The organism is Veillonella sp. 3_1_44 (assembly GCF_000163715.1).
Lineage (GTDB): Bacteria > Bacillota > Negativicutes > Veillonellales > Veillonellaceae > Veillonella > Veillonella parvula_A.
Genome location: NZ_GG770199.1, coordinates 30264 through 51492, shown reverse-complemented (window position 1 = coordinate 51492; position 21229 = coordinate 30264). Strand labels below are relative to the sequence as shown.

At 38.0% G+C, this 21229-nt stretch carries 17 protein-coding genes; 3 read left to right on the top strand and 14 right to left on the bottom strand.

What is annotated here, in order from left to right:
- Nucleotide 1: 1 nt before the first annotated feature.
- From hypD to HMPREF0873_RS00160, 13 genes are all read right to left on the bottom strand, one after another.
- Nucleotides 2–1120 carry a hydrogenase formation protein HypD gene (gene hypD / locus HMPREF0873_RS00215; RefSeq protein WP_008713626.1) on the bottom strand — a complete coding sequence of 373 codons (1119 nt, stop codon included), beginning with the start codon at nt 1118–1120 and terminating at the stop codon, nt 2–4.
- Nucleotides 1080–1331, bottom strand: coding sequence for a HypC/HybG/HupF family hydrogenase formation chaperone (locus tag HMPREF0873_RS00210; RefSeq protein ID WP_004693324.1), 252 nt, complete (start codon nt 1329–1331; stop codon nt 1080–1082). The genes hypD and HMPREF0873_RS00210 overlap by 41 nt, the downstream gene beginning before the upstream one ends.
- Before the next feature lie 233 nt (nt 1332–1564).
- Entirely contained in the window at nt 1565–3844 is a 2280-nt protein-coding gene (gene hypF / locus HMPREF0873_RS00205) for a carbamoyltransferase HypF (RefSeq protein ID WP_008713625.1), read from the bottom strand.
- Between the two features lie 35 nt (nt 3845–3879).
- The gene (gene scfB / locus HMPREF0873_RS00200) at nt 3880–5289 is read right to left on the bottom strand and encodes a thioether cross-link-forming SCIFF peptide maturase (protein ID WP_004697254.1); all 1410 of its coding nucleotides are present in this window, start codon (nt 5287–5289) and stop codon (nt 3880–3882) included.
- A 166-nt stretch (nt 5290–5455) separates the two neighbouring features.
- Nucleotides 5456–5599, bottom strand: coding sequence for a six-cysteine ranthipeptide SCIFF (gene scfA, locus HMPREF0873_RS09835; protein WP_004693318.1), 144 nt, complete (start codon nt 5597–5599; stop codon nt 5456–5458).
- 100 nt (nt 5600–5699) lie between these two features.
- Nucleotides 5700–6461, bottom strand: a complete 762-nt coding sequence (locus HMPREF0873_RS00195; RefSeq protein ID WP_012864151.1) for an ECF transporter S component — start codon at nt 6459–6461, stop codon at nt 5700–5702.
- 49 nt (nt 6462–6510) lie between these two features.
- Nucleotides 6511–7353: a hypothetical protein gene (locus tag HMPREF0873_RS00190; RefSeq protein WP_008713617.1), complete on the bottom strand. Its 843-nt coding sequence runs from the start codon at nt 7351–7353 to the stop codon at nt 6511–6513.
- Nucleotides 7346–7750, bottom strand: a complete 405-nt coding sequence (locus HMPREF0873_RS00185; RefSeq protein WP_008713616.1) for a hypothetical protein — start codon at nt 7748–7750, stop codon at nt 7346–7348. The genes HMPREF0873_RS00190 and HMPREF0873_RS00185 overlap by 8 nt, the downstream gene beginning before the upstream one ends.
- Nucleotides 7751–7866: 116 nt before the next feature.
- Nucleotides 7867–10005 carry a heavy metal translocating P-type ATPase gene (locus HMPREF0873_RS00180; protein WP_008713614.1) on the bottom strand — a complete coding sequence of 713 codons (2139 nt, stop codon included), beginning with the start codon at nt 10003–10005 and terminating at the stop codon, nt 7867–7869.
- A gap of 14 nt (nt 10006–10019) precedes the next feature.
- Nucleotides 10020–10280, bottom strand: coding sequence for a DUF6110 family protein (locus HMPREF0873_RS00175; RefSeq protein ID WP_004697111.1), 261 nt, complete (start codon nt 10278–10280; stop codon nt 10020–10022).
- 104 nt (nt 10281–10384) lie between these two features.
- On the bottom strand, nt 10385–10591 hold the full coding sequence (locus tag HMPREF0873_RS00170; protein WP_004697259.1) for a FeoB-associated Cys-rich membrane protein: 207 nt from the start codon (nt 10589–10591) through the stop codon (nt 10385–10387).
- Between the two features lie 231 nt (nt 10592–10822).
- Entirely contained in the window at nt 10823–13195 is a 2373-nt protein-coding gene (gene feoB / locus HMPREF0873_RS00165) for a ferrous iron transport protein B (protein WP_005387093.1), read from the bottom strand.
- Between the two features lie 9 nt (nt 13196–13204).
- The gene (locus tag HMPREF0873_RS00160) at nt 13205–13438 is read right to left on the bottom strand and encodes a FeoA family protein (RefSeq protein WP_004697076.1); all 234 of its coding nucleotides are present in this window, start codon (nt 13436–13438) and stop codon (nt 13205–13207) included.
- A gap of 539 nt (nt 13439–13977) precedes the next feature.
- Here HMPREF0873_RS00160 and HMPREF0873_RS00155 point away from each other — a divergent pair.
- Nucleotides 13978–15276: a DEAD/DEAH box helicase gene (locus HMPREF0873_RS00155; RefSeq protein WP_008713607.1), complete on the top strand. Its 1299-nt coding sequence runs from the start codon at nt 13978–13980 to the stop codon at nt 15274–15276.
- A 122-nt stretch (nt 15277–15398) separates the two neighbouring features.
- On the opposite strand, the gene HMPREF0873_RS00150 is transcribed toward HMPREF0873_RS00155, so the two are convergent.
- Complete coding sequence (locus HMPREF0873_RS00150; protein WP_008713605.1) at nt 15399–17720, bottom strand: DNA topoisomerase 3; 2322 nt, start codon at nt 17718–17720, stop codon at nt 15399–15401.
- 178 nt (nt 17721–17898) lie between these two features.
- Between HMPREF0873_RS00150 and HMPREF0873_RS00145 the strand changes: the two genes are divergently transcribed.
- Both HMPREF0873_RS00145 and HMPREF0873_RS00140 read left to right on the top strand, forming a co-directional pair.
- Nucleotides 17899–19494: a peptide chain release factor 3 gene (locus HMPREF0873_RS00145; RefSeq protein WP_008713604.1), complete on the top strand. Its 1596-nt coding sequence runs from the start codon at nt 17899–17901 to the stop codon at nt 19492–19494.
- A 446-nt stretch (nt 19495–19940) separates the two neighbouring features.
- Nucleotides 19941–21188, top strand: coding sequence for a sodium/glutamate symporter (locus HMPREF0873_RS00140; protein ID WP_008600554.1), 1248 nt, complete (start codon nt 19941–19943; stop codon nt 21186–21188).
- Nucleotides 21189–21229 lie beyond the last annotated feature (41 nt).

Here is a 21229-nt window from a genome sequence, read left to right as displayed (position 1 = left end):
ATTAATCCTCCCACGTCGATCCACCACTAGAATAACCATATTTATACCATGCAGCACAGCTACCCTCTACAGATACCATACAGGCACCCACCGGATGATCTGCGGTACAGCTTTTACCAAATAACGGACATTCACTCGGTTTAATAAGGCCTTGCAAAACACGTCCACATTGACAGCCTTTAGGATCAAGAGATGGTTTATCCAAGTTAATAGGAAGGACAAGCTCTACATCATAAGCTGCATACTCACCCTTTAATGCTAAACCAGAGTTAGGAATCACACCAATACCACGCCATACATCATCGCATACTTCATATACTTCCTCGATCATAGCTTGGGCTACAGGGTTTCCCTTCTGCATAACTACAGAATGATACGTATTACCCACTACAATATTACCAGACTCACGTTGCTCTAAAATATTAGCTATGGCAGACAATATTTCTAAGCCATCAAAGCCAGCGATACAAGATGGAATACCGTATTCTTTGGGCAAAAATCGGTATGGTTCTTCACCAATAATAACACTCACATGGCCAGGTAAAATAAATCCATCGATATGACCTTCTTGTTTATCTAATAGTGCACGCAATGCTGGAGGCACTAATTTATGAGATACTAAGAAGAATACATTCTTAAGTCCTGCTGCGTGAACGGCTTTCACAGTAGCACATATAATCGCAATAGTCGTTTCAAAGCCAATAGCTAAGAATATTATTTTCTTTTCTGGATATTTTTTGCTAAGTTCTATTACCTCTAAAGGCGTATAAATAACATGGATATGAGCTCCTTTTGTTTGAGCTTCATTGAGACTACTATAGCTACCTGGAACCTTTAACATATCCCCAAAGGTAGCAATAATAACATCCTCACGTTCTGCATAGGCTAAAGCCTTATCCATATAGGTTTGATCAGTTACACATACTGGACATCCTGGTCCACTAACAAGTTCTATGCCACTTGGCAATAATTGACGAAGACCTTCTCGGAAAATCGATACTGTATGCGTACCACAAACCTCCATAAGCCGCACAGTTTCACCGGGCTTATGAAGCGCATTGATGCGCCTTAACAAAGCATCAGCTGTGTGCTGCTTTTCCTGCAAAGTAAGCTTCTTCAAGTTCTTCTAACTCCTTAAAGGCCTCTAATGTTTTTTGAGCCTCTTCTTCATCAACAATTTGTACAGCAAAACCTGCATGAACTAACAACCAGTCCCCGACCTTTGCATCTGGTACGAGGAGCAAGCTGCAGTCACGGGTAGCACCTGTCAATTCAACGGTACCAATAGCATCATTCACAGCAATCAATTGCGCTGGTACAGCTAAGCACATATTATCTCCTTATCTATATCATTTATAACAAGTTTTATATACATTTACTTCAATAAAACAGCTCCGAAATATATGAATAAAATTAATATTATTGTATCACAGTTACACTCATTATTTAGTGATAGTGTGCACAAACAACTAGAACTTAAACTAGCTATGGCACTCACATAGATTAAACAATATTCAGGACATTACTAAATAAATTTATCTAAGAATAAGAGCTATATGACAATTTATAATTGATTTCCTAACCACAGTTGTCCTAAAGCAAGTCCACCATCATTAGAGGGAACCGCTTCATTCATATATAAATTACCTATATGCCACGTCTTATATATAAATTCTAATAGTTTACGATTTTGAAATACACCACCAGACATGGCCGCATTACTAATATTATATCGCTCCATCAAGTCTGCAGCCGTTTCACATAGTGCTATTGCCATTGTTTTATGAAATGAAGCGGCTAAATGAGCTCGACATTCACCACGAACAACACCATCCATAATAGATTGAACTGTAGGTGTAAAGTCAAGAATATGTCCATCATAATTGTAAGCAAGTAATGATCCTTTTTCATCACCACATAGAGTTTCTAAAGCAATGGCAATTTGTGCATCATAACTATGGACCATACCAAGACCTAATAAAGCACCTACAGTATCAAATAATCGCCCACAGCTTGTAGCTTGAATCATGGGCATTCTAGATTGTAATGCTTTATCTAAAATTTCCCATCCCTTTGGAAGTTCCTTCATCCATTCTTGATATACAAAAGGGATATCATCACCATAATAATTACGAATATACCATAAGGCTTGTCGCCAAGGTTCAGTAACAGCCTTTTCTCCGCCAGGCAATGGAGCCGCATGAATATGTGCCAATCTCTGATATTGATTGCCTTTACAAAGGAGAAATTCTCCCCCCCATATAGTTCCATCTGGACCATAGCCAGTACCATCCATAGCAATCCCTAGTACAAGCCCCCTTAAATTGTGTTCCGCCATAACAGACGCTATATGAGCATGATGATGCTGAACAGGTACAACAGAAAGATGGAAACTTTCACCTATTTTTTCACCTAACCGAGAAGAGAAAAACTGGGGATGACTATCTATAATAATCTTTTCTGGTTGTATAGAAAATAAATTTTTATATCGCTCAATAGTCCATTCTAGGGTTTTATGAGTAGATGCATTCTCTAAATCTCCAATATGGGGTCCTACAAGAACTTCACTACCTTTATTCACAGCAAACGCATTTTTCAAATCACTGCCCATAGCTAATATCGAAGTTTGTTCTAAACCGTCACAATGAATTGGCTCAGGTACATAGCCACGACTGCGACGAATAAATCGAGGTTTATTATTGATGACCACCACCACAGAATCATCAAGGGGAGCATAGATTTCACGATTATGAATGAGGAAATAATCTGCTACCTCACCTAGTTCATTAAACGCTTGATCGTCGTTATATAATACGGAATCACCGCTTTTGTTACCACTGGTCATAACCCATGCCGCATCAGAAGGTAATAACACCTCATGCATTGGTGAATAAGGCAACATAACACCTAACATACGATTATCAGGAGCCACATAAGAGCTCAAATGGACAGAACTATTATGATTTTTTTCTAATAACACAATAGGACGTTCCATCCCCGTCAATATATCTAGTTCTACATCATTAATATGTACTAACTCAATCGCCATATCTAGAGTTCCCACCATTATCGCTAATGGTTTATGCGATCTATTCTTTCGCTTACGTAAGCGTTGTACAGCAGCGTCATTTCTAGCATCGCAAACAAGATGATATCCTCCTACACCTTTTATTGCGATAATACTACCTTCATTAATCAATTCCCGCGTAGTATTCCATATATTCACTGTATCCACAGCCTTGCGATCTGGCTTATACAATGTATATTGAGGACCGCAGCGAGAGCATGCGTTTGGCTCCGCTCTATAGCGACGCCCCTCTATATCTTCATATTCAGCCTTACAATCTTCACACATGGGAAACTCGTTCATCGTCGTCCGCTCCCGATCATACGGCAAAGATTTGATTATCGTATATCGTGGGCCACAATTTGTACAATTGATGAAAGGATATTCCTTTCTACGTTTATCTTGTTGTAACTCTTTAAGGCAATCATTACAAGGCGCAGTATCAGCACTAATAAAGGTACTCACGGATTCACCTAAAGGGGATGCCTGCACAACAAAATCACTTTCATGCATATTAAGTGTAAGATGCTGTACAGTTTGACTAGTAATACGACATAAACGAGGTTGCTCCTCTTGAACAGCATCTAAAAATAACTGCAATTCACCTAGAAAACCTTGAACTTCAACATACACGCCTTGACTATCATTATATACAAAACCTGTTAATCCTAGAGAATGGGCCAACATAGAAACAAGGGGTCGGAATCCGACCCCTTGAACTATACCGGTATAGCGAATTCCCCAGCGTTCTGTAGTTTGATTACTATTTTGTTTCATATAAACTCCTACTATACTCGGAGAATCAAGTGTAATTAACCTAATGCAACAGGAATACTGCCATCAATACCAGCTTGTTCTAATTCAGCTTGAATCATGATAGCACATTCAATACGTTTCTTCTGTAAACGACAACCAAATTCATAAGGTGTCTCTAGATCGCCACCCAATGTAATGTTGTTCGCATGACAGCCACCGGAACAGAAGAATTTCGCCCAACATTCAGCACAAATTGGCTTAGAGAATACATGTGTATTACGGAAATCTTTAGGAATCTCTGTATTTTGTAAACCATCATACACATTACCAAGCACGTATCCATCTTTGCCTACAAATTGATGGCATGGATAAATATCACCATTTGGTACAATCGCCATATATTCATGACCTGCCCCACAACCTCGAAGGCGTTTCGCCATACATGGCCCACGATATAAATCCATGCGGAAGTGGAAGAAGTTAAACTTCTCACCCCAGCCTTCTAACTGGCGTTGTAAATAAATATCTGCTAGTTTTTCATATTCTTTCTCTAAAGCTGGCCAATCTTCTTCACGAAGTACATAGTCCCCTTCTTCACCGACAACAGGCTCCATGGACAAATGCTCAAAGCCGAGATCAGACATTGCCATAACGTCTTTAGTAAAGTCTAAGTTTTTATGTGTATACGTACCACGTACATAGTATTCAAGACCGTGACGCTGTTTTACAGCATTGACAAGATTCTTTGCAATATATTTATAGGATTCAGCACCACTACCCGCTACAGGTCGCATCGCATTATGAACGGATTCACGACCATCCAAAGATAATACAAGACTCATCTTATGCTCATTCACATAATCAATTTTATCTTGTGTTAAAAGCATACCATTCGTGGTCAATGTAAGTTTGAAGATTTTGTTGTGCTTTTCTTGAATGGATTCAATGTATTCAACCGTTTGCTTAACAACATCCCAGTTCAACAATGGCTCACCACCGAAAAAGTCAATTTCACAATGTTGGCGAGGTCCACTCATTTTAATAAGAAAGTCCACAGCTCGTTTTGCTACATCAAAGCTCATCAATTCTCGTTTAACACCGCCGTAATCACCTTGACTAGCAAAGCAATATTTGCATGCTAAGTTACAATCATGAGCAATATTTAAGCATAATGCCTTAACAATAGGTTTCTCACCTACTACAAGTTTAAACTCTTTACTCATCGGTGCAAATAATTGCTCCGCTTTGATGAGCTCATCTAACTCGTCCATAATCTCATCTAGTTCTACTGCATCTTCTTTAGCATCTAACGCAGCATGTACAGCATCGCGATTAGTGCCATCATATATGTCAAGAACTCTATCGATGAGTTCGTCGATAACATGGATAATACCGCTATTTACGTCTAAGCAGTAATAGTTATCCTTCATCCGAAACTTATGGATCATTGGTTTTAATTCTAACATGGTACCTCCAATTGATTTGTATGGTAAAAGCTCTAGTATATAGAACTTTCTAGATAATTGTACCACATTTCCACACTAAACGTTATAAAAAGAGTCATAAAGATATACCATACAATGTATGTCTTTAAAACATAAATAAAAAAGGCCCGCTAAGCGAGCCTCTTCATTATTTTTGTTTGCAAACTTGGTTACCAACTGTGCAGCTTGTTTTACAAGCGGATTGGCAAGATGTTTGACATTCCCCACAACCGCCAGTTTTAGCAGTTTTTTGTAAGGATTCAGTGTTGATAGTACGAATACGTTTAGCCATGATTATCCTCCTCAATACTTATCGAATGATATTTATTTTATCATATTTATAAAAAGCCTGTAAAATACTATTTCGTTATATTTTCGTCTACAACTTCAGCTTATTTGGTTTCTACCACTTCAGTTTCTCCTAATTGATGGTCTGTAACTTTTGCGTCTCGCATAGCTTCACCTTTAGTTTTCTTAGGAGCATCCTTACGCAATACTTTTCGTAAAGCCATTGCCACTGGTGTTACAATTACAGCAGCAAAAACTGCTTCTGGAATACCATGTGTAACAGACAAGAATACAATAGAGCCTAATACTTGATCTGGACTAAGATTCATTTTAAGAGCAAACATATCTGCATAGAGTAAGAAGATTAATCCCATAACCATGATCGTATGAAATACAGTCCCCATAAAAGCAGAAACAATAATACGCGGACCTTGCGGTGCTTTCCACAATAATAGATATACCAAATATGCTAATACTGGGAAAAGTATACGCGGTAATACGGAAATGATTGGATTAATAAATAGTGGGGATAAAATATTAGGAGCTGTAATATTTTGCCACAAACTATAGCAACCAAAGATAAAGCCAACAAAGGCCCCCACTTTTGGTCCTTCTACAATAGCACCAATTAGAGTTGGTACATGTAAAGTTGTTACATTTAGCGGTCCTAATGGAATAATACCATAACCAGAAAGCCCTAATGCAATAGTGATACCTGCTAGTAGACCAATAATTGTCAATTCTCGAATCGTAATGCCACTTTTCTTCTCTTTTTTGGCCTCTTTACGTTCAACTTGCTTCAGTTTTTCATTGTCGTGGATTGATACAGTTGAGTTATCATCCAATGGACGTTCAATGTTGTTCATAGATCCTCCTTCGCTCTCATTCCTTACGGATATAAGTCGAAACTAGAAATTAAATACGTTCACGGCGTCGTGAAATAATACCACGCTCTACCAATGCACCTATAATCACTGCGCCACCGGTCATACCAGCTTCTAATAAAGTTGGAGTTACAAACACTAGTGGATTACCTTGGTACGTTGGAAAAACGGTGGGAACTAAAGATAAAATAAATTCTGGAATATAACCACCATACAAGATATGGGCGTTCATAGCAAGCCATATGCCTGCAGTAATAATGATACGAAACAAACGTACACCCTTATATGCTAAATCTCTTGGATACAAATAGAATACAAAGACCAATAAAGAAACTAATAATAATACAAGTTCAGCAAATAATATATTTACATTCATGGATGATGCATACATAAAATATACCATCGGATCTTGTAAATCTATATATAAGATTGAAGCAATATACAAGAACGGAATCGGTATAGTATAGGCAATTATATCTAACGCTTCATCAATCATTCCCCATCGATGAGTACGATTGAAATACTTTGTGGCTAACAAACCACATAGCTCAATAAGAACTTGAACGATAAAATATACTACAAATAAAAGTAGTACTTTTGCTAATCCATTATCTACATTAAAGCTAAATGGTGTATGAAGAAACGAAAATACCGTCCACCAAGCCCAACTATAAGCATGATAGCCCATGCTTAGCGGTAAATCATCGTTAAACTTGGCATTCTTTAGTCGTCGCACCATAATTGGTATGACTAGCGACAAAACGGGGAACACTAAAATGGGTATTGATAGTGCCCCACTTAATGAAAGTACTGTCGTAATAGCACTTACAAAAAGTGAACAAATTAACGTAAATAACCAAAAACTTTTATTCATTACGGTCTCCCACCAATCGAGTTAAGCCATAAGCTATAATCAAGCTAAATGTGACACTTAAATACATAGCTAATAAAAAGGCTATATCACGACCTACTGTTGGCCATCCCCACAACATGGATAAATCAATACCTAAGAAAATTCCTTTATAGCTGATACCGTGAACGACAACCCAGCTCACTACATAAGCGATACGACTTATAGATTTACCCTCACCAAAGGTACTGCTTTTAAATGATAAATAGGCCCAAGGCATACACAAGGATAACAACAAATACCATACTAGTGCTACTGTCGCACTCGATCCATTATGAATCATATATGCAATAATGGGAATTACCACAATAAATAGATTCAAATAGAAGGAGCGTCTGCAAATATCTATCAAAATGTTCATATAAATCTCCTACGATATGTAATCTCCTTGTATTTTACAATAATCATAGATAAATGTCATCAAAAAAGAAAAACCTCCATATAGGTAAATCAATACCTATATGGAGGTTCCTTTGATTAAGCTACTACAGAATCAGCTGTTACATCAATTGTAGGAACAGTTTCCTTTGGTTCTTCTTTTTTCAACAATGGTGTCATGCTTTCAAGCCCGATCCCCAATGTGAATAGATTATGCAACCAAGCAGTTTGACTTGGTGGCATAAAGCCAAGTACACCGCCACCAACAAGAGCACCATTGAAACCAACGATACCATTGTAATTTGCTTTGATACGTTTCATCAATGCAATAGAAATGCGGCGCAAATCTACAAGAGCTTGTAGATGGTCGGAAGAAATAGTAACATTAGCAATCTTTTGAGCGATTGGAGCGCCTTCATTCATAGCGATACCAACATGAGCCTCAGAAATTGCCGGGGAGTCATTGATACCGTCCCCTACCATCATAACAGTATAGCCTTCAGCTTTGGCTTGTTTTACATAACTTGCCTTATCTTCTGGCAATACTTCTGCATGCACTTCATCAATACCAAGTTCATCAGCTACGCGTTGTGCATTACGCTTAGAGTCACCAGTCATCATGACAACCTTTTTAATGCCTAATGCATGCAAATCAGCTATAACTTGTTTTGCCTCTTCACGTACAGGGTCTTTAATGCAAATAACCGCTGCTAATGTACCACCAATAGCGAGGTAAATATGTGAAGATGTATTTGGTAAATTATTGAATTTTTCTTGTTCATCAGCAGGAATCTTTGTTTTTTCATCATCAAAGATATAATGAGCACTACCAATGCGTACACGATAGCGACCAACCTTAGATGCAATACCATGAGCCACAACGTATTCTACGTCAGAGTGCATTTCCTTATGAGGTAATGCATGATCCTTAGCAGCACGTACAATTGCTTTTGCCATGGAATGAGGGAAATGCTCCTCAATACATGCAGCTAATTTCAACATTTCATCTGCATCATGACCGTTAAATGGAATAATTTGTTCAAACTCAGGTTCAGCTTTAGTAAGAGTGCCTGTTTTATCGAACACAATCATATCTGCTTGTGCAATTTGTTCTAGGAACTTACCACCTTTAACAGTGATACCGCGTTTAGATGCTTCTTGCATAGCGGAAAGTACTGCTAATGGAATGGATAATTTAAGAGCACAAGAGAAGTCAACCATTACGAAAGACAATGCTTTCATCACATTACGAGTCAACAAATATGTTAAACCAGCACCGATAAAGCTAATAGGCACTAATTTATCAGCCATGCGGTATGCTTGTTGTTCCATACCAGATTTCATTTGTTCAGACTCTTCGATAAGGTTGACGATTTTTTCGTAACGAGATGATTTAGATGTACTACGTACTTCTACAATAGCTTTACCGTCTTCAACAACAGTACCAGCATATACAGAAGTATCCTTGTCACGGCGAACCGCTTCTGGTTCCCCTGTCATGGAGCTTTCATTAACAAGAACAACACCATCGATTACAGTGCCATCCAAAGGAATTACTTCACCTTGACGAATGATAATTTGATCACCAGCTACAACCTCGTTAACAGGTTTGCTTACCTCAATATCATCCACCAATACCCATACTTTATCTACGTTCAAGGACATGCTTTGAGCAAGATTCAATACGGATTTACGGTGAGTCCATTCTTCCAAAATATCCCCAATACCCAATAGGTACATAACAGCACTAGCTGTTGGGTAGTCTTTTTGAAGTAAAGCAGCACCAATAGCTACACCATCAAGTACTTCGACAGTTAACTTACGTTGCCACAATGTTTTAATCGCTTTACCGATAAATTTAATACCGTCAAACCAAGCCCATGCAGCCGCAATCGGTGCAGGAAGCACTGCTTTTTTACCTAAGTAAACTGCTGTGCGGTTAATCATCATTTCACGGTATTTTTTATTTACCAAGCGTGGAGAGTATTCGTTCAAAGCTGGTGCTTCGGACAAATCTAAATCGCGTAGACCAAGTACTGCATCACGCACAGCATCAGAATCACCATTATGTTTAATGGCGATTTGACTGCTACGAGTGTAGAAGGTTACATCTACAATTGCATCATTAAGGAGCAATGTATCCTCTACATAAGCAGCTTCTGCTTCTGTAAAGCGATGCCCAGACACCTTAACGTGTAAGCGATTTCTGAGTTTTCGTACAACAGAAAATTGTAACATAGTTAAATCCTCAATTATTTGTTTTCTTCAAAGATTTCTTCGTTGCGTGCTTCGTTGATTTCTTGAGCTTCTGCCAATACATCAGATGCGGATGCTTGTACTTTTTCAGCTGTTTCTAATACAGTTTCTTTAGCGCGAAGGCCAGCTGCTACGATACCAGCATATACTTTTTTAGCGTCTTTGGAAGTTAAAACTTTAAGACCTACAGTACCCAATGCAAGACCTGCTGCGAATAAGTTAGCGTTTTTAAGATTTTTTTGATCGATGTTGAACATGATAATATTCCTTTCTACTAAATATGATAAAAAATTTAATTACTATATTTGAAAAGAGGAGCCATTATAGAGACCCCTCATTCAAATTCAGAATTCGTATTAGCTTACTTAGCAGTACGTTTAATGCCTAGTGCTTTATTGGAACCATCACAGCTGCAGTTACCACCGCAACCAGAAGATTTTTTAGAGCCAGACTTGGAGCTACCGCCACCACAGCCACAGCCACCTTTACCAGACATTTGTTTGTAAAATTTATTACCGATATAAGCTAATGCTAATACAACTATGAGTCCTATAACAAGATTATCCATTATTATGCCTCTTTCTCAATATCTACTAAATTATAATATGTGTATTAGTGATAAACAAGATAAAAGCAATATCTAAAGGATATTTCCCTTTTCTCATTATCATTTAACCACGAATATTGATAATTATCAAGTATTATTTTTAAATTACTTATAACAAAATCGCAATTTTTAAATTCATTTTTGTTTAAAGAATCTAAAGGTGGCTAAACTCTCCTATTTAGCGACTCTAGATTAGAAACCTAATGCGCGACCAATGTTATAGAAGATGAAACATGCAATCCATGCAAATGTATTTTCATAGCAGAACATGAATGCAACCCATTTCCAAGAACCTGTTTCACGTTTGATAACAGCTAATGTTGCCAAACAAGGTGGGTAAATTAATACGAACAACATCATTGTTAATGCAATCAATGGTGAGAAGTTTGGATCATTTTGTAAGTAATCAGTCAATGGAGCTGGATTTTTATCATCACCACCTACTGCATATACTGTACCCAATGTAGAAATTACTACCTCTTTAGCCGCTAAACCAGCTACGAGAGATAAGCCCATTTTCCAGTCGAAGCCCAATGGTTCAAGTACTGGGTTGATTGCTTTACCAAAGGATGCTGCATAGGATTGTTCAATTTTTTCAGCAGCTTGTTCTTTATCAAGTTTGTCATTTTCAGCATCTAAGTTAGCACTGTTTTTATACATTGCCCATGCTGCTGGGAACAAGTCTTTATTTTCATCTTTAATATCATTGAATAATTCAGGTGCTTCAGAATCATCCTCTACTGCTACTTCAGGTTCATCTTCTCCTGCTTGCTTAGCAGCATCAGTAGCATCTTGTACAGTAGATTTCATATCTTCAACAATTTTATCAACTGCATCTTTTTGGTCATCTGTAGCAATACCGAATTGAGATAATGTAGCTGCATCTTTTACTTCATACTCTTGAGCAACTTGTTCTTTCACTGCATCATAATCTTTGGAGTATTCTACATCCATTGGATATGCAGTGATGAACCAAATCAAGATGGAAGCAGCCATAATGAAAGTACCGGCTTTAATGATGTACAATTTAGCACGTTCATACATGTGCATCCATGTAGCTTTCAATGTAGGCAAATGATATGGAGGTAATTCCATTACAAATGGTTCTGCTTCACCAGCAAATAAGAACTTACGGAAAATTTTTGCAAAGATAATACCGAAGATGATACCCAAGAAGTATACAGAGAATACAACTAAAGTACTATCCCAACCATTTGGGAAGAACGCATTTGCAAATAAGATATACACCGGTAAACGTGCAGAACAACTCATGAATGGTGTAATCAAAATCGTAACCATTCGATCCTTGTAGTTGTCGAGGATACGGGCACCCATTACGGATGGTACGGAACAACCGAAACCCAATAATAAAGGAATAAAGGATTTACCATGTAAGCCACATGCGCGCATTACACGGTCAATAACGAAGGCTGCACGAGCCATATAACCTGTATCTTCCAAGAAAGAAATGCCAAGGAAGAGTAATAAAATTAATGGTAAGAATGAAAGTACCGCACCTACGCCGGCAATAATACCATCAGATACGAGTGACTGTAATTGGCCCTCTGGAATAGTCTGAACCGCATAAGCTTGTAATGCAGCGAAACCATCCTCGATCCAACCTTGAGGAATACCACCAACGAAGTTAACGAACGCAAACAATAAGTACATAACAACCATGAAGATTGGTAAGCCCCAAATTCGATGCGTTAAGATTTTGTCATAACGGTCAGAGCGTGTTTCCAATTGAGTTGGCGCTTGTGTTAAACATGTATTATATACTTCTACTGCAAAGCGGTGACGATATTCTTGGAAGACAATATCAAGATCAACTTGATCCTTAATTTCTTCACGAATAGCTTCAGCCTTTTGAATAACAGCTTCCGTATTATCAAAGCGCATAACTTTGCCAATAACGTCAGCATCTTTTTCTAACAACTTAACAGCAATCCAACGAAGTGGATATGTAACAGTGCCCGCTTGTTTTAGCAATTCTACAAGCTCACTAATTTTACCTTCTAACAAATCACCATAGTTAATTGTTACACCAGGAGCTTTTTGAGAAGCAGCTACACTAATTATTGCTTCTAACAAGTCTTTTGTACCAATGTTTGTACGACCTACTGTGCTAACAATTGTAGCCCCTGTCATTTCTGCCATTTTTTTTAGGTCGTATTTGATGCCCATTTCTTCAGCAACGTCAGCCATGTTTAGAGCAATAACCATTGGCTTTTCAAGTTCCAATAATTGTGCAGCTAAATATAAGTTACGTTCCAAGTTAGATGCATCAAGAACATTAACAATAACATCTGGGTTATCATTTACGATAACATTACGCGCTACTAACTCATCCAAGGAACGTGCAGTTAAGCTATATGTACCTGGTAAGTCAATAAACAATAACTCATGGCCATCAAAGTTCGTATGGCCTTCCTTTTTTTCTACTGTAACGCCGGCATAGTTACCAACGTGTTGCTTCGCCCCTGTGATATTGTTAAACATTGTAGTTTTACCACAGTTAGGGTTACCTGCTAAGGCAATGCGAATTTGCCCATTTTCTGCCATGTGAACCTCCTATTGAACCTCTACATCAATCATGCCAGCTTCGCTTGTACGAAGTGCTAATTCAAAGTTTTTTACTTTGATTTCCACCGGATCCCCCAAAGGGGCAAACTTCATAACATGGATTTTTGTACCATTTACAAGACCCATGTCAATTAGACGATGCTTAACATTGCCACTGCCATGTAGTGCAACAATAAGACCAGACTCACCTGGTTTCATGTCTTTTAACTTTTTGATAGCCATACGACACCTCCTAATTATTGTACCTAACAACCTCATATTAAACACACCAAATAATAATGCGTATTAATATCTTAAATTATTATATCAAATCAAGCATTAATTTCAACAATTATTATCATTTTTATGGTTTATTTTTATCTCATATCTATATTTTATTATCATATTTAATATGAGATTATTTATATGATTATCTAATAAAATACTGAATACTAGCTGAAATTTAATATTTCATGGCTATATATTTAGATACAGTAATCAATAAACACTACAAAGATTATCATTTACAAATGCTAACACATTCTCAATTAACAGTTTATAAATAGTTTAAATGTAGTTATTTTAATGTTTTCATTTCTCATTTCACTTAATTATATCAATATTTTTCTATATATTATCAAAAAAATATATTCGAAAGTACTATAATATTTTTTTGAGTCTAGAATATATTAAGACTATAAATCTTCCAAGTTCAATTCATTTGCCCCTAGTATGTGCATACTGTATAATTAATATAATATGTATTATAGAAAGGACAATCCATGAAATCTTTTAAATCTTTAGGTGTTTGTGATGAGCTCATCATAGCCCTACAAAAACAAGGTATCAAGGAGCCCACGCCAATTCAAGAACAATCCATTCCTGTCGTCTTTAAAGGGAATGATGTCATAGCAAAAGCTCAAACAGGCACGGGGAAGACACTAGCCTTCTTACTGCCAATTTTACAACGTGTACATACTGATGTTCATCAAGAACAAGTGCTTATCATTGCACCTACACGGGAACTAATTAAACAAATTTCCGACGAAGCGAAGGAACTAGGTTCTATTTTAAATGTAGATATCCTCCCTCTCATCGGTGGTAAAACTATTGAAGCCCAACTACAGCAACTGGGACGTCGTCCTCAAGTTATTCTAGGTACACCTGGTCGATTATTAGATCACGCAAAACGCGGTTCCCTACATTTAGATTGTATTCGCCGTGTTGTACTAGACGAAGCAGACCAAATGTTGCATATGGGTTTCTTACCAGATATTGAAAATCTCATCGGCCAAACAGACGCTAATAGGCAACTGTTGCTATTCTCTGCAACAATTCCAGATAAAATCCGAAATCTCGCAAAGGCATACATGTCTAAACCTATTTCTGTAACAGCAGAAGGCAAACATATCACGCTCGAATCAATTGATCAACGAGTGTATATGATGAATCCTGAAGAAAAAACACAACGTCTCATCAAAATGATTGAAGATGACAATCCATTCTTAGCAATTGTATTCTGTAATAAACGGGAAGGTGCCATTCGTTTATCCTACGAGTTAACCGCAGCAGGGCTTAATATTGCAGAAATGCACGGTGACTTGACACAAGGTCGTCGCACACAAATTCTACGAGACTTTGCAAAAGCGAAAACACAAATCTTAGTAGCTACCGATATTGCGGCTCGCGGTATCGACATTGAAGGTATCACACATGTATATAATTACGACGTACCTCGCGATGTAGATTACTATATCCATCGAATTGGACGTACAGGTCGTGCTGGTAACTCAGGTATTGCTGTAACATTTGCAACTCCACAGGATGAGGCTTGGTTAAGACGTATTGAACGAGCTATTCAAGCTACGCTTACCAAATATACAAAAGATGGTCAGATTAAGACTAAGGGCAACGCCAGTACTGCGCCAAAACGCACAAAATCAGCTAGTAAACCTAAGGTTACAAGCACTTACCAATCCACTAAGGCGAAAGCTCACAAAGCACGAGGCCACAAAGGCTCCAATACACGCCAACGCCGTGCTTCTACCTCCCAAACGGGGCGTCGTGGCAAACGCAGATAAAATTCGGCTTAATATCCTAAACTAAATGAAACAATTTTTCTTCTACAAGAACATTTTCAAAAAAGACGCGTACAGCTAAGCTGTACGCGTCTTTTTATTATTTACAATAAAAACAATCATTTCTAAGTAATGTTAGATTTGTTAACATAAATACTCGGTACCCCATCTACATCAGAACATTGGGTCTTACATTGAGATCGATTACTACAAATCCAGTTTGTTCGACCTCTCACCTCTTGTTTCACAAAGTAACCTACTTTACATCTAGGGCATTTATATTGTTTATCTTCATCAGATACTTCAATATTACCTTCAACACTAGAAGTATCCTCTTCTACTTGCTGCGTATGTTTACACCTAGGATAATTCGTGCACCCTAAAAAGGCACCAAATTTACCATTCCGCTGTTGCAAACGGCCCTTTTTACACTTAGGACATACAGGCAATGAAGACAAGTCTATGCTTTCATTATCCATAGGGCGTTTACGATTTTGGCTCGTTATAGTTCGAACCACATTTGGCATCATTTGATCAAAGTTTATTACTTTATCAAAATCAAGTTTATCAATTAATAATTGTAAAAACTTAATTTGATCCGCTAAGAAGGAATCTAACGTATCCGCTCCTTCACTCATGAGTGCTAAGCGTTCTTCCCAAACAGCTGTTTCATCAGGATAAAGCAGCTCTTCTGGCAGAGCATCTACTAAGAGATAGCCCGTTTCCGTTGGAGATAAGACTTGCTTCTTCCCTGACGTTTTCATAAAGCCTCGACTGATAAGCTCATCAATTATGTTTGCCCGAGTTGCTTCTGTACCAATACCAGATACAGCCTTTAATTGCTTTTTCAAGTCTTCATTTTTTACGAATTTATGAATTTCCTTCATCGCTTGTAGTAATGTGGACGGCGTAAAACGGGATGGTGGCTTTGTTTGTTTAGCCTCTACAGAAGAATCCGTATATAAAACAGTATCGTTCTTTTTAACCGCTGGCAAGTGGTCCGTTTCTTCAATAACCTCTTTTTTAGGGTCTGATTCAGCCCCACGCTCATCGGTTAGATCAGGCTCGTCATTGTCTGTCGTAGATTTAGACTTATGTCGTTTATAAAGCAATTTCCATCCTTCTTCGATAACTACACGACCATTAGCTACAAACTCTTCCTTACATTGTTCTACTACAATTTTAGTTTGCTCGTAAATATGCTCCCCATAAAATTGCGCAATATAAGCTTGACTGATGAGGAAATAAATATTTCGCTCCTCTTGGGACAAACTATTTATATTGCAGGCCACCGTTGTAGGAATAATAGCATGATGGGCGGTAATTTTCTTTTCATTCCAAGCACGGCTCTTAATAGAACGATCTGCATCGGCAGCCCACTGTGCTAATCTCTCATCACCTGCATTTTGTAGATTGTTGAGGATTGCATTGCGATCATCATATTGATTGGGTGGTAAATATTCACAATCAGAACGTGGATAGGTAGTTAATTTCTTTTCGTATAATTTTTGCGCTGTATCAAGTACAGTCTGTGGATCATAAGAAAAGGCTTTACCTGCCAATACTTGTAAGGATGATAAGGATAAAGGCAATCGTTGTACATCTTTTTTCTTAGACTTTGTAACACCTTTAATAAAACCGTCTGGTCCAGCTTGTAAACATTCTACTAATTCATCAGCAATAGCTTTATTAATGAGTCGTCCATCTGGGTCAAGCCCCTTTTGTTCGTCTGTAGGCTGCCAAGTCGCCCAAAACACCCCATTAGGATGGTTATATAATACCTTTACAGTAAAATAGTCTACTGGTTTAAATGCAGCTAACTCTCGTTCTCTACGTACAACAAGAGCTAACGTTGGCGTCTTTACACGACCAATTGGCAATGTTACCTTATGACCTTTATAACGTTCAGATAATGTATAGGCCCGAGATAAATTCATCCCAATGAGCCAGTCTGCTCGCGCTCTTGCCAATGCAGATTGATATAGATTGTGAAAGTCCTTGTTATCTCTCAAATCATCAAGAGCAGAACGAATAGATTTTTCATCGAGGGCATTTAATAGAATACGCTGCACTGGTTTTGTATTACCTACATAGTACAAAACTTCGTCAACTAAAAGTTGACCTTCTCGATCCGGGTCACCTGCATTGACAATGACATCTGCTTTACTAATAAGGTCTTTTACAATTTCAAACTGTTGACGGCTGCTATCTGTGACAAGCAATTTCCACTCATCAGGCACGATAGGAAGATCTTGAGGGCGCCAACGGATATATTTATCATCGTAATCTCCTGGCTCAGCCTGATGCAATACATGACCTACTACCCAAGTCACCACATCATCCCCTTGGATAAAATAACCATTCCGTTTTTGGATATTCTTATTTTCTGGTAAGCATTTACTGATTTCGCGAGCCATGGATGGCTTTTCTGCAATAAATAACCGCATGGATCCCCTCCTTAACCTGAAGATAACGGCTAACCCCAAGCCGTTCTATGAAATCTCATTATACTACAATTTAGTGGTCATAACTAGAAAAATCATGTATAATTTTTACGATATATAGACTGTGAAAGTAAAACCTAAAGATTTATCTGCTTTCACAACACATTAATAGAGGTGAATCATGACATTTTTAGAAGAAGTACAACGTCGCCGTACGTTTGCTATCATATCTCACCCGGATGCGGGTAAAACAACATTAACGGAAAAATTACTATTATATGGTGGTGCCATTCACTTAGCCGGGTCCGTAAAGTCTCGTAAAACTGCAAAACACGCCGTATCCGACTGGATGGAAATTGAGAAACAACGTGGTATCTCTGTAACGAGCTCCGTATTGCAATTTGACTACGACGGTTGCCGCGTAAACATCCTCGACACCCCTGGTCACCAAGACTTCTCAGAAGATACATACCGTACATTGATGGCTGCCGACAGTGCAGTCATGCTTATCGACGTAGCAAAAGGCGTAGAGGCCCAAACAAAGAAACTATTTGCTGTATCAAAAGAACGCGGTATTCCTATCTTTACATTTGTTAACAAAATTGACCATTTCGGTCGCAGTCCATTCGATCTAATGGAAGAAATCGAAAATGTTCTCGGCATCCGTACGTGCCCTATGAACTGGCCTATCGGTATCAACGGCGAATACAAAGGCGTCTACGATAGAGAGCACGAAACTATCGAACTCTTTGCAAAAGACGAAACTCATGGTCAAGAAAAACTTGCATCCGAAAAAGGTGCTTTAACGGATCCGCGCATGAAAGAGCTATTAGGTGACGATGTATACCAAGCATTGCTCGACGATATTGAGTTGCTAGACGTTGCTGGCGATCCATTCGATTTCGATAAAGTTCGTGCTGGTGAATTGACCCCTATGTTTTTTGGTTCTGCTATGACGAACTTCGGGGTAAAACCATTCTTAGAAAAATTCTTGGAACTAGCTCCATCCCCTGCTCCACGACAAGCGATAGAGGAAATGGTACAACCCACTAGCGAAGACTTCTCTGCTCTAGTATTTAAAATCCAAGCAAATATGGACCCGAACCACCATGACCGTATCGTATTTATGCGTATCTGCTCAGGTAAATTCGAAAAAGGTATGTCCGTATTACACCGCCAATCTAATAAAACAATCCGTCTATCTCAGCCTCAACAATTCTTGGCTACGGAACGTACCATCGTAGAAGATGCGTACCCAGGCGATATTATCGGTGTTTTTGATGCAGGTACTATGGGGGTAGGCGATACACTTTGTGCACAAAAACACAAAGTAACTTTCGGTGACTTCCCTGTATTCCCTCCGGAATTCTTTGCCCGCGTATCCCCAAAGGATACTATGAAACGTAAACAGTTCCAAAAAGGTATGACTCAATTGGCTCAAGAAGGAGCTGTTCAAATCTTTGAACAACCAGGCGCCCTTGATTCCTTCGTAGTCGGTGCCGTAGGTATGCTTCAATTTGAAGTTCTTGAGTACCGCCTCAAAAATGAATATGGTGTAGATTTATTAAATCATACTTTACCATATGGTGTTGCTCGTTGGATTGACGGCGAAGTTGATATTGCATCCTTGAAAGGTATAGATAATGCGATGATTGTAAAAGATAATCGCGATCGCACCGTAGTTCTTATCTCTAACGAATGGCAAATGGGTTGGGTTCAAGAGCGTAATCCGGATGTAACATTCTTAACGACCCCTAAATTACACCATGAGCTATAACGCCTAATTAACTTATTGCTAGGTCTATACATTTTAGTTATATCTTAACATGCATTTATAGAGCGAATTTATCACCATATATAATTTAGAGTCTTACTAAATCAACATAAAAATATTAAGTTTTAGAACTGGAGTATATTTTATATGATTATAAATATAAAAAATATATTCCAGTTTATTTTTTTATAACAAGAAGGAAAATCACAGATTTAAGTCGAATACATATAGTATGATTATGTACATAAGTAATATATATTATTACTTTTCTATATTTATATGTATAATCATAAAATTAGTTTTATTAATATTATTGTTTTTTTGTGTTGTTATGAGTGTTTAAAGATAAAAATATAAACTTTTTATACGTTATATATTCTATAGTATTTTTTGACCATTCATGATACCATAAAACTCAGATTTATTTTTTATTTTAAAGGAGTGATTTTATGCCACTTATTGACTTAGCCTTAGTCAACAATGTATGGACCTTAAAACTGTCCATGATTCAAACTGTAGGTCTTGCCGTAATTACCTTATTCATCGGTACTTGGATCAATAAGCATTCCAAGTTCTTACAACGTATGTGTATGCCTGCACCAGCGGTAGGTGCTCTTCCATTTGCATTTTTAACTGCTATTTTATCTTATTATAAGATCTTAAACATTACCTTTGAAGGTTCCTTACAAACATTTTTAATGCTTGCCTTCTTTACCACGATTGGTTTAATGGCATCTTTAAAAGTCCTCAAAAAGGGCGGTATCTTCATTATTTTCTTCTTCTTAGCTTGTGCAGTGTGGATTGTAGTACAAAATACTGCAGGTATTATGATTGCCAAAGCATTAGGGATTGAGCCGATTATCGGCATCATGGCAGGTTCTGTATCTATGATTGGCGGCCTTGGTACAGCTGGTGCCTTTGGTCCATATTACGAGCAATTACTTGGTATCCCTGGTACCGCTTCCGCAGCAGTTGCAGCTGCAACATTCGGCATGGTAGCTGGTACAATCCTCGGCGCGCCTGTAGGTGAACGCATTATTAAAATGCATAAAGTTAAAACACCTTATGAAAATCCTGAGTTAATGGAGGATGAAGGCATCGATATAATTGAAGATCACGTTGAGAGCGGTGGCAAACAATTCAACGCTCAAGATCTTTTAACAATCTGTATGTGGATTGGCCTTGCATTAGGTATCGGTACCATCGTAAGTGCTGGATTATCTGTTCTTACTCCACTACCTGCATATATTGGCGCTATGATTTGTGCAGCAGTAATTCGTAACTTTGGTGATTTTACTAAAGCATACAAAATCAACGATGCAGCTCTTGATGCAGTATCTAATGTAGCATTATCCTTATTCGTAACAATGGCTATCAACAGCTTGAAATTAGTTCAATTAATTGATCTTGCTTTACCACTCATTACAATCTTAGTTGTACAAATGGCACTTATCTGTGTATTTGCATACCTTATTTACTTCCTCTTTGGTCGCAACTACGATGCAGTTATGCTTGGTGCCGGAGCTATCGGTTTCGGACTGGGTGCTACACCAAACGCATTAGTTAACATGTTATCCTTAGCAAGTAAACACGGCCCATCTCCTCGTGCTTGGCTCGTAGTTTCCTTAGTAGGTGCATTCTTAATTGACTTTGCAAATGCTTTCCTCATTACAACCATGGCTGGTATTCTTTACTAACTAAAAAGGACCCATTCGGGTCCTTTTTTTCATGAAAAAGA

Excerpts from the sequence above, each read along its gene's own strand:
- HMPREF0873_RS00210 (WP_004693324.1), bottom strand. The coding sequence starts at position 1,331 with ATGTGCTTAGCTGTACCAGCGCAATTGATTGCTGTGAATGATGCTATT.
- hypF (WP_008713625.1), bottom strand. The coding sequence starts at position 3,844 with ATGAAACAAAATAGTAATCAAACTACAGAACGCTGGGGAATTCGCTAT.
- scfB (WP_004697254.1), bottom strand. The coding sequence starts at position 5,289 with ATGTTAGAATTAAAACCAATGATCCATAAGTTTCGGATGAAGGATAAC.
- scfA (WP_004693318.1), bottom strand. The coding sequence starts at position 5,599 with ATGGCTAAACGTATTCGTACTATCAACACTGAATCCTTACAAAAAACT.
- HMPREF0873_RS00195 (WP_012864151.1), bottom strand. The coding sequence starts at position 6,461 with ATGAACAACATTGAACGTCCATTGGATGATAACTCAACTGTATCAATC.
- HMPREF0873_RS00190 (WP_008713617.1), bottom strand. The coding sequence starts at position 7,353 with ATGAATAAAAGTTTTTGGTTATTTACGTTAATTTGTTCACTTTTTGTA.
- HMPREF0873_RS00185 (WP_008713616.1), bottom strand. The coding sequence starts at position 7,750 with ATGAACATTTTGATAGATATTTGCAGACGCTCCTTCTATTTGAATCTA.
- HMPREF0873_RS00180 (WP_008713614.1), bottom strand. The coding sequence starts at position 10,005 with ATGTTACAATTTTCTGTTGTACGAAAACTCAGAAATCGCTTACACGTT.
- HMPREF0873_RS00175 (WP_004697111.1), bottom strand. The coding sequence starts at position 10,280 with ATGTTCAACATCGATCAAAAAAATCTTAAAAACGCTAACTTATTCGCA.
- HMPREF0873_RS00170 (WP_004697259.1), bottom strand. The coding sequence starts at position 10,591 with ATGGATAATCTTGTTATAGGACTCATAGTTGTATTAGCATTAGCTTAT.
- feoB (WP_005387093.1), bottom strand. The coding sequence starts at position 13,195 with ATGGCAGAAAATGGGCAAATTCGCATTGCCTTAGCAGGTAACCCTAAC.
- HMPREF0873_RS00160 (WP_004697076.1), bottom strand. The coding sequence starts at position 13,438 with ATGGCTATCAAAAAGTTAAAAGACATGAAACCAGGTGAGTCTGGTCTT.
- HMPREF0873_RS00155 (WP_008713607.1), top strand. The coding sequence starts at position 13,978 with ATGAAATCTTTTAAATCTTTAGGTGTTTGTGATGAGCTCATCATAGCC.
- HMPREF0873_RS00150 (WP_008713605.1), bottom strand. The coding sequence starts at position 17,720 with ATGCGGTTATTTATTGCAGAAAAGCCATCCATGGCTCGCGAAATCAGT.
- HMPREF0873_RS00145 (WP_008713604.1), top strand. The coding sequence starts at position 17,899 with ATGACATTTTTAGAAGAAGTACAACGTCGCCGTACGTTTGCTATCATA.
- HMPREF0873_RS00140 (WP_008600554.1), top strand. The coding sequence starts at position 19,941 with ATGCCACTTATTGACTTAGCCTTAGTCAACAATGTATGGACCTTAAAA.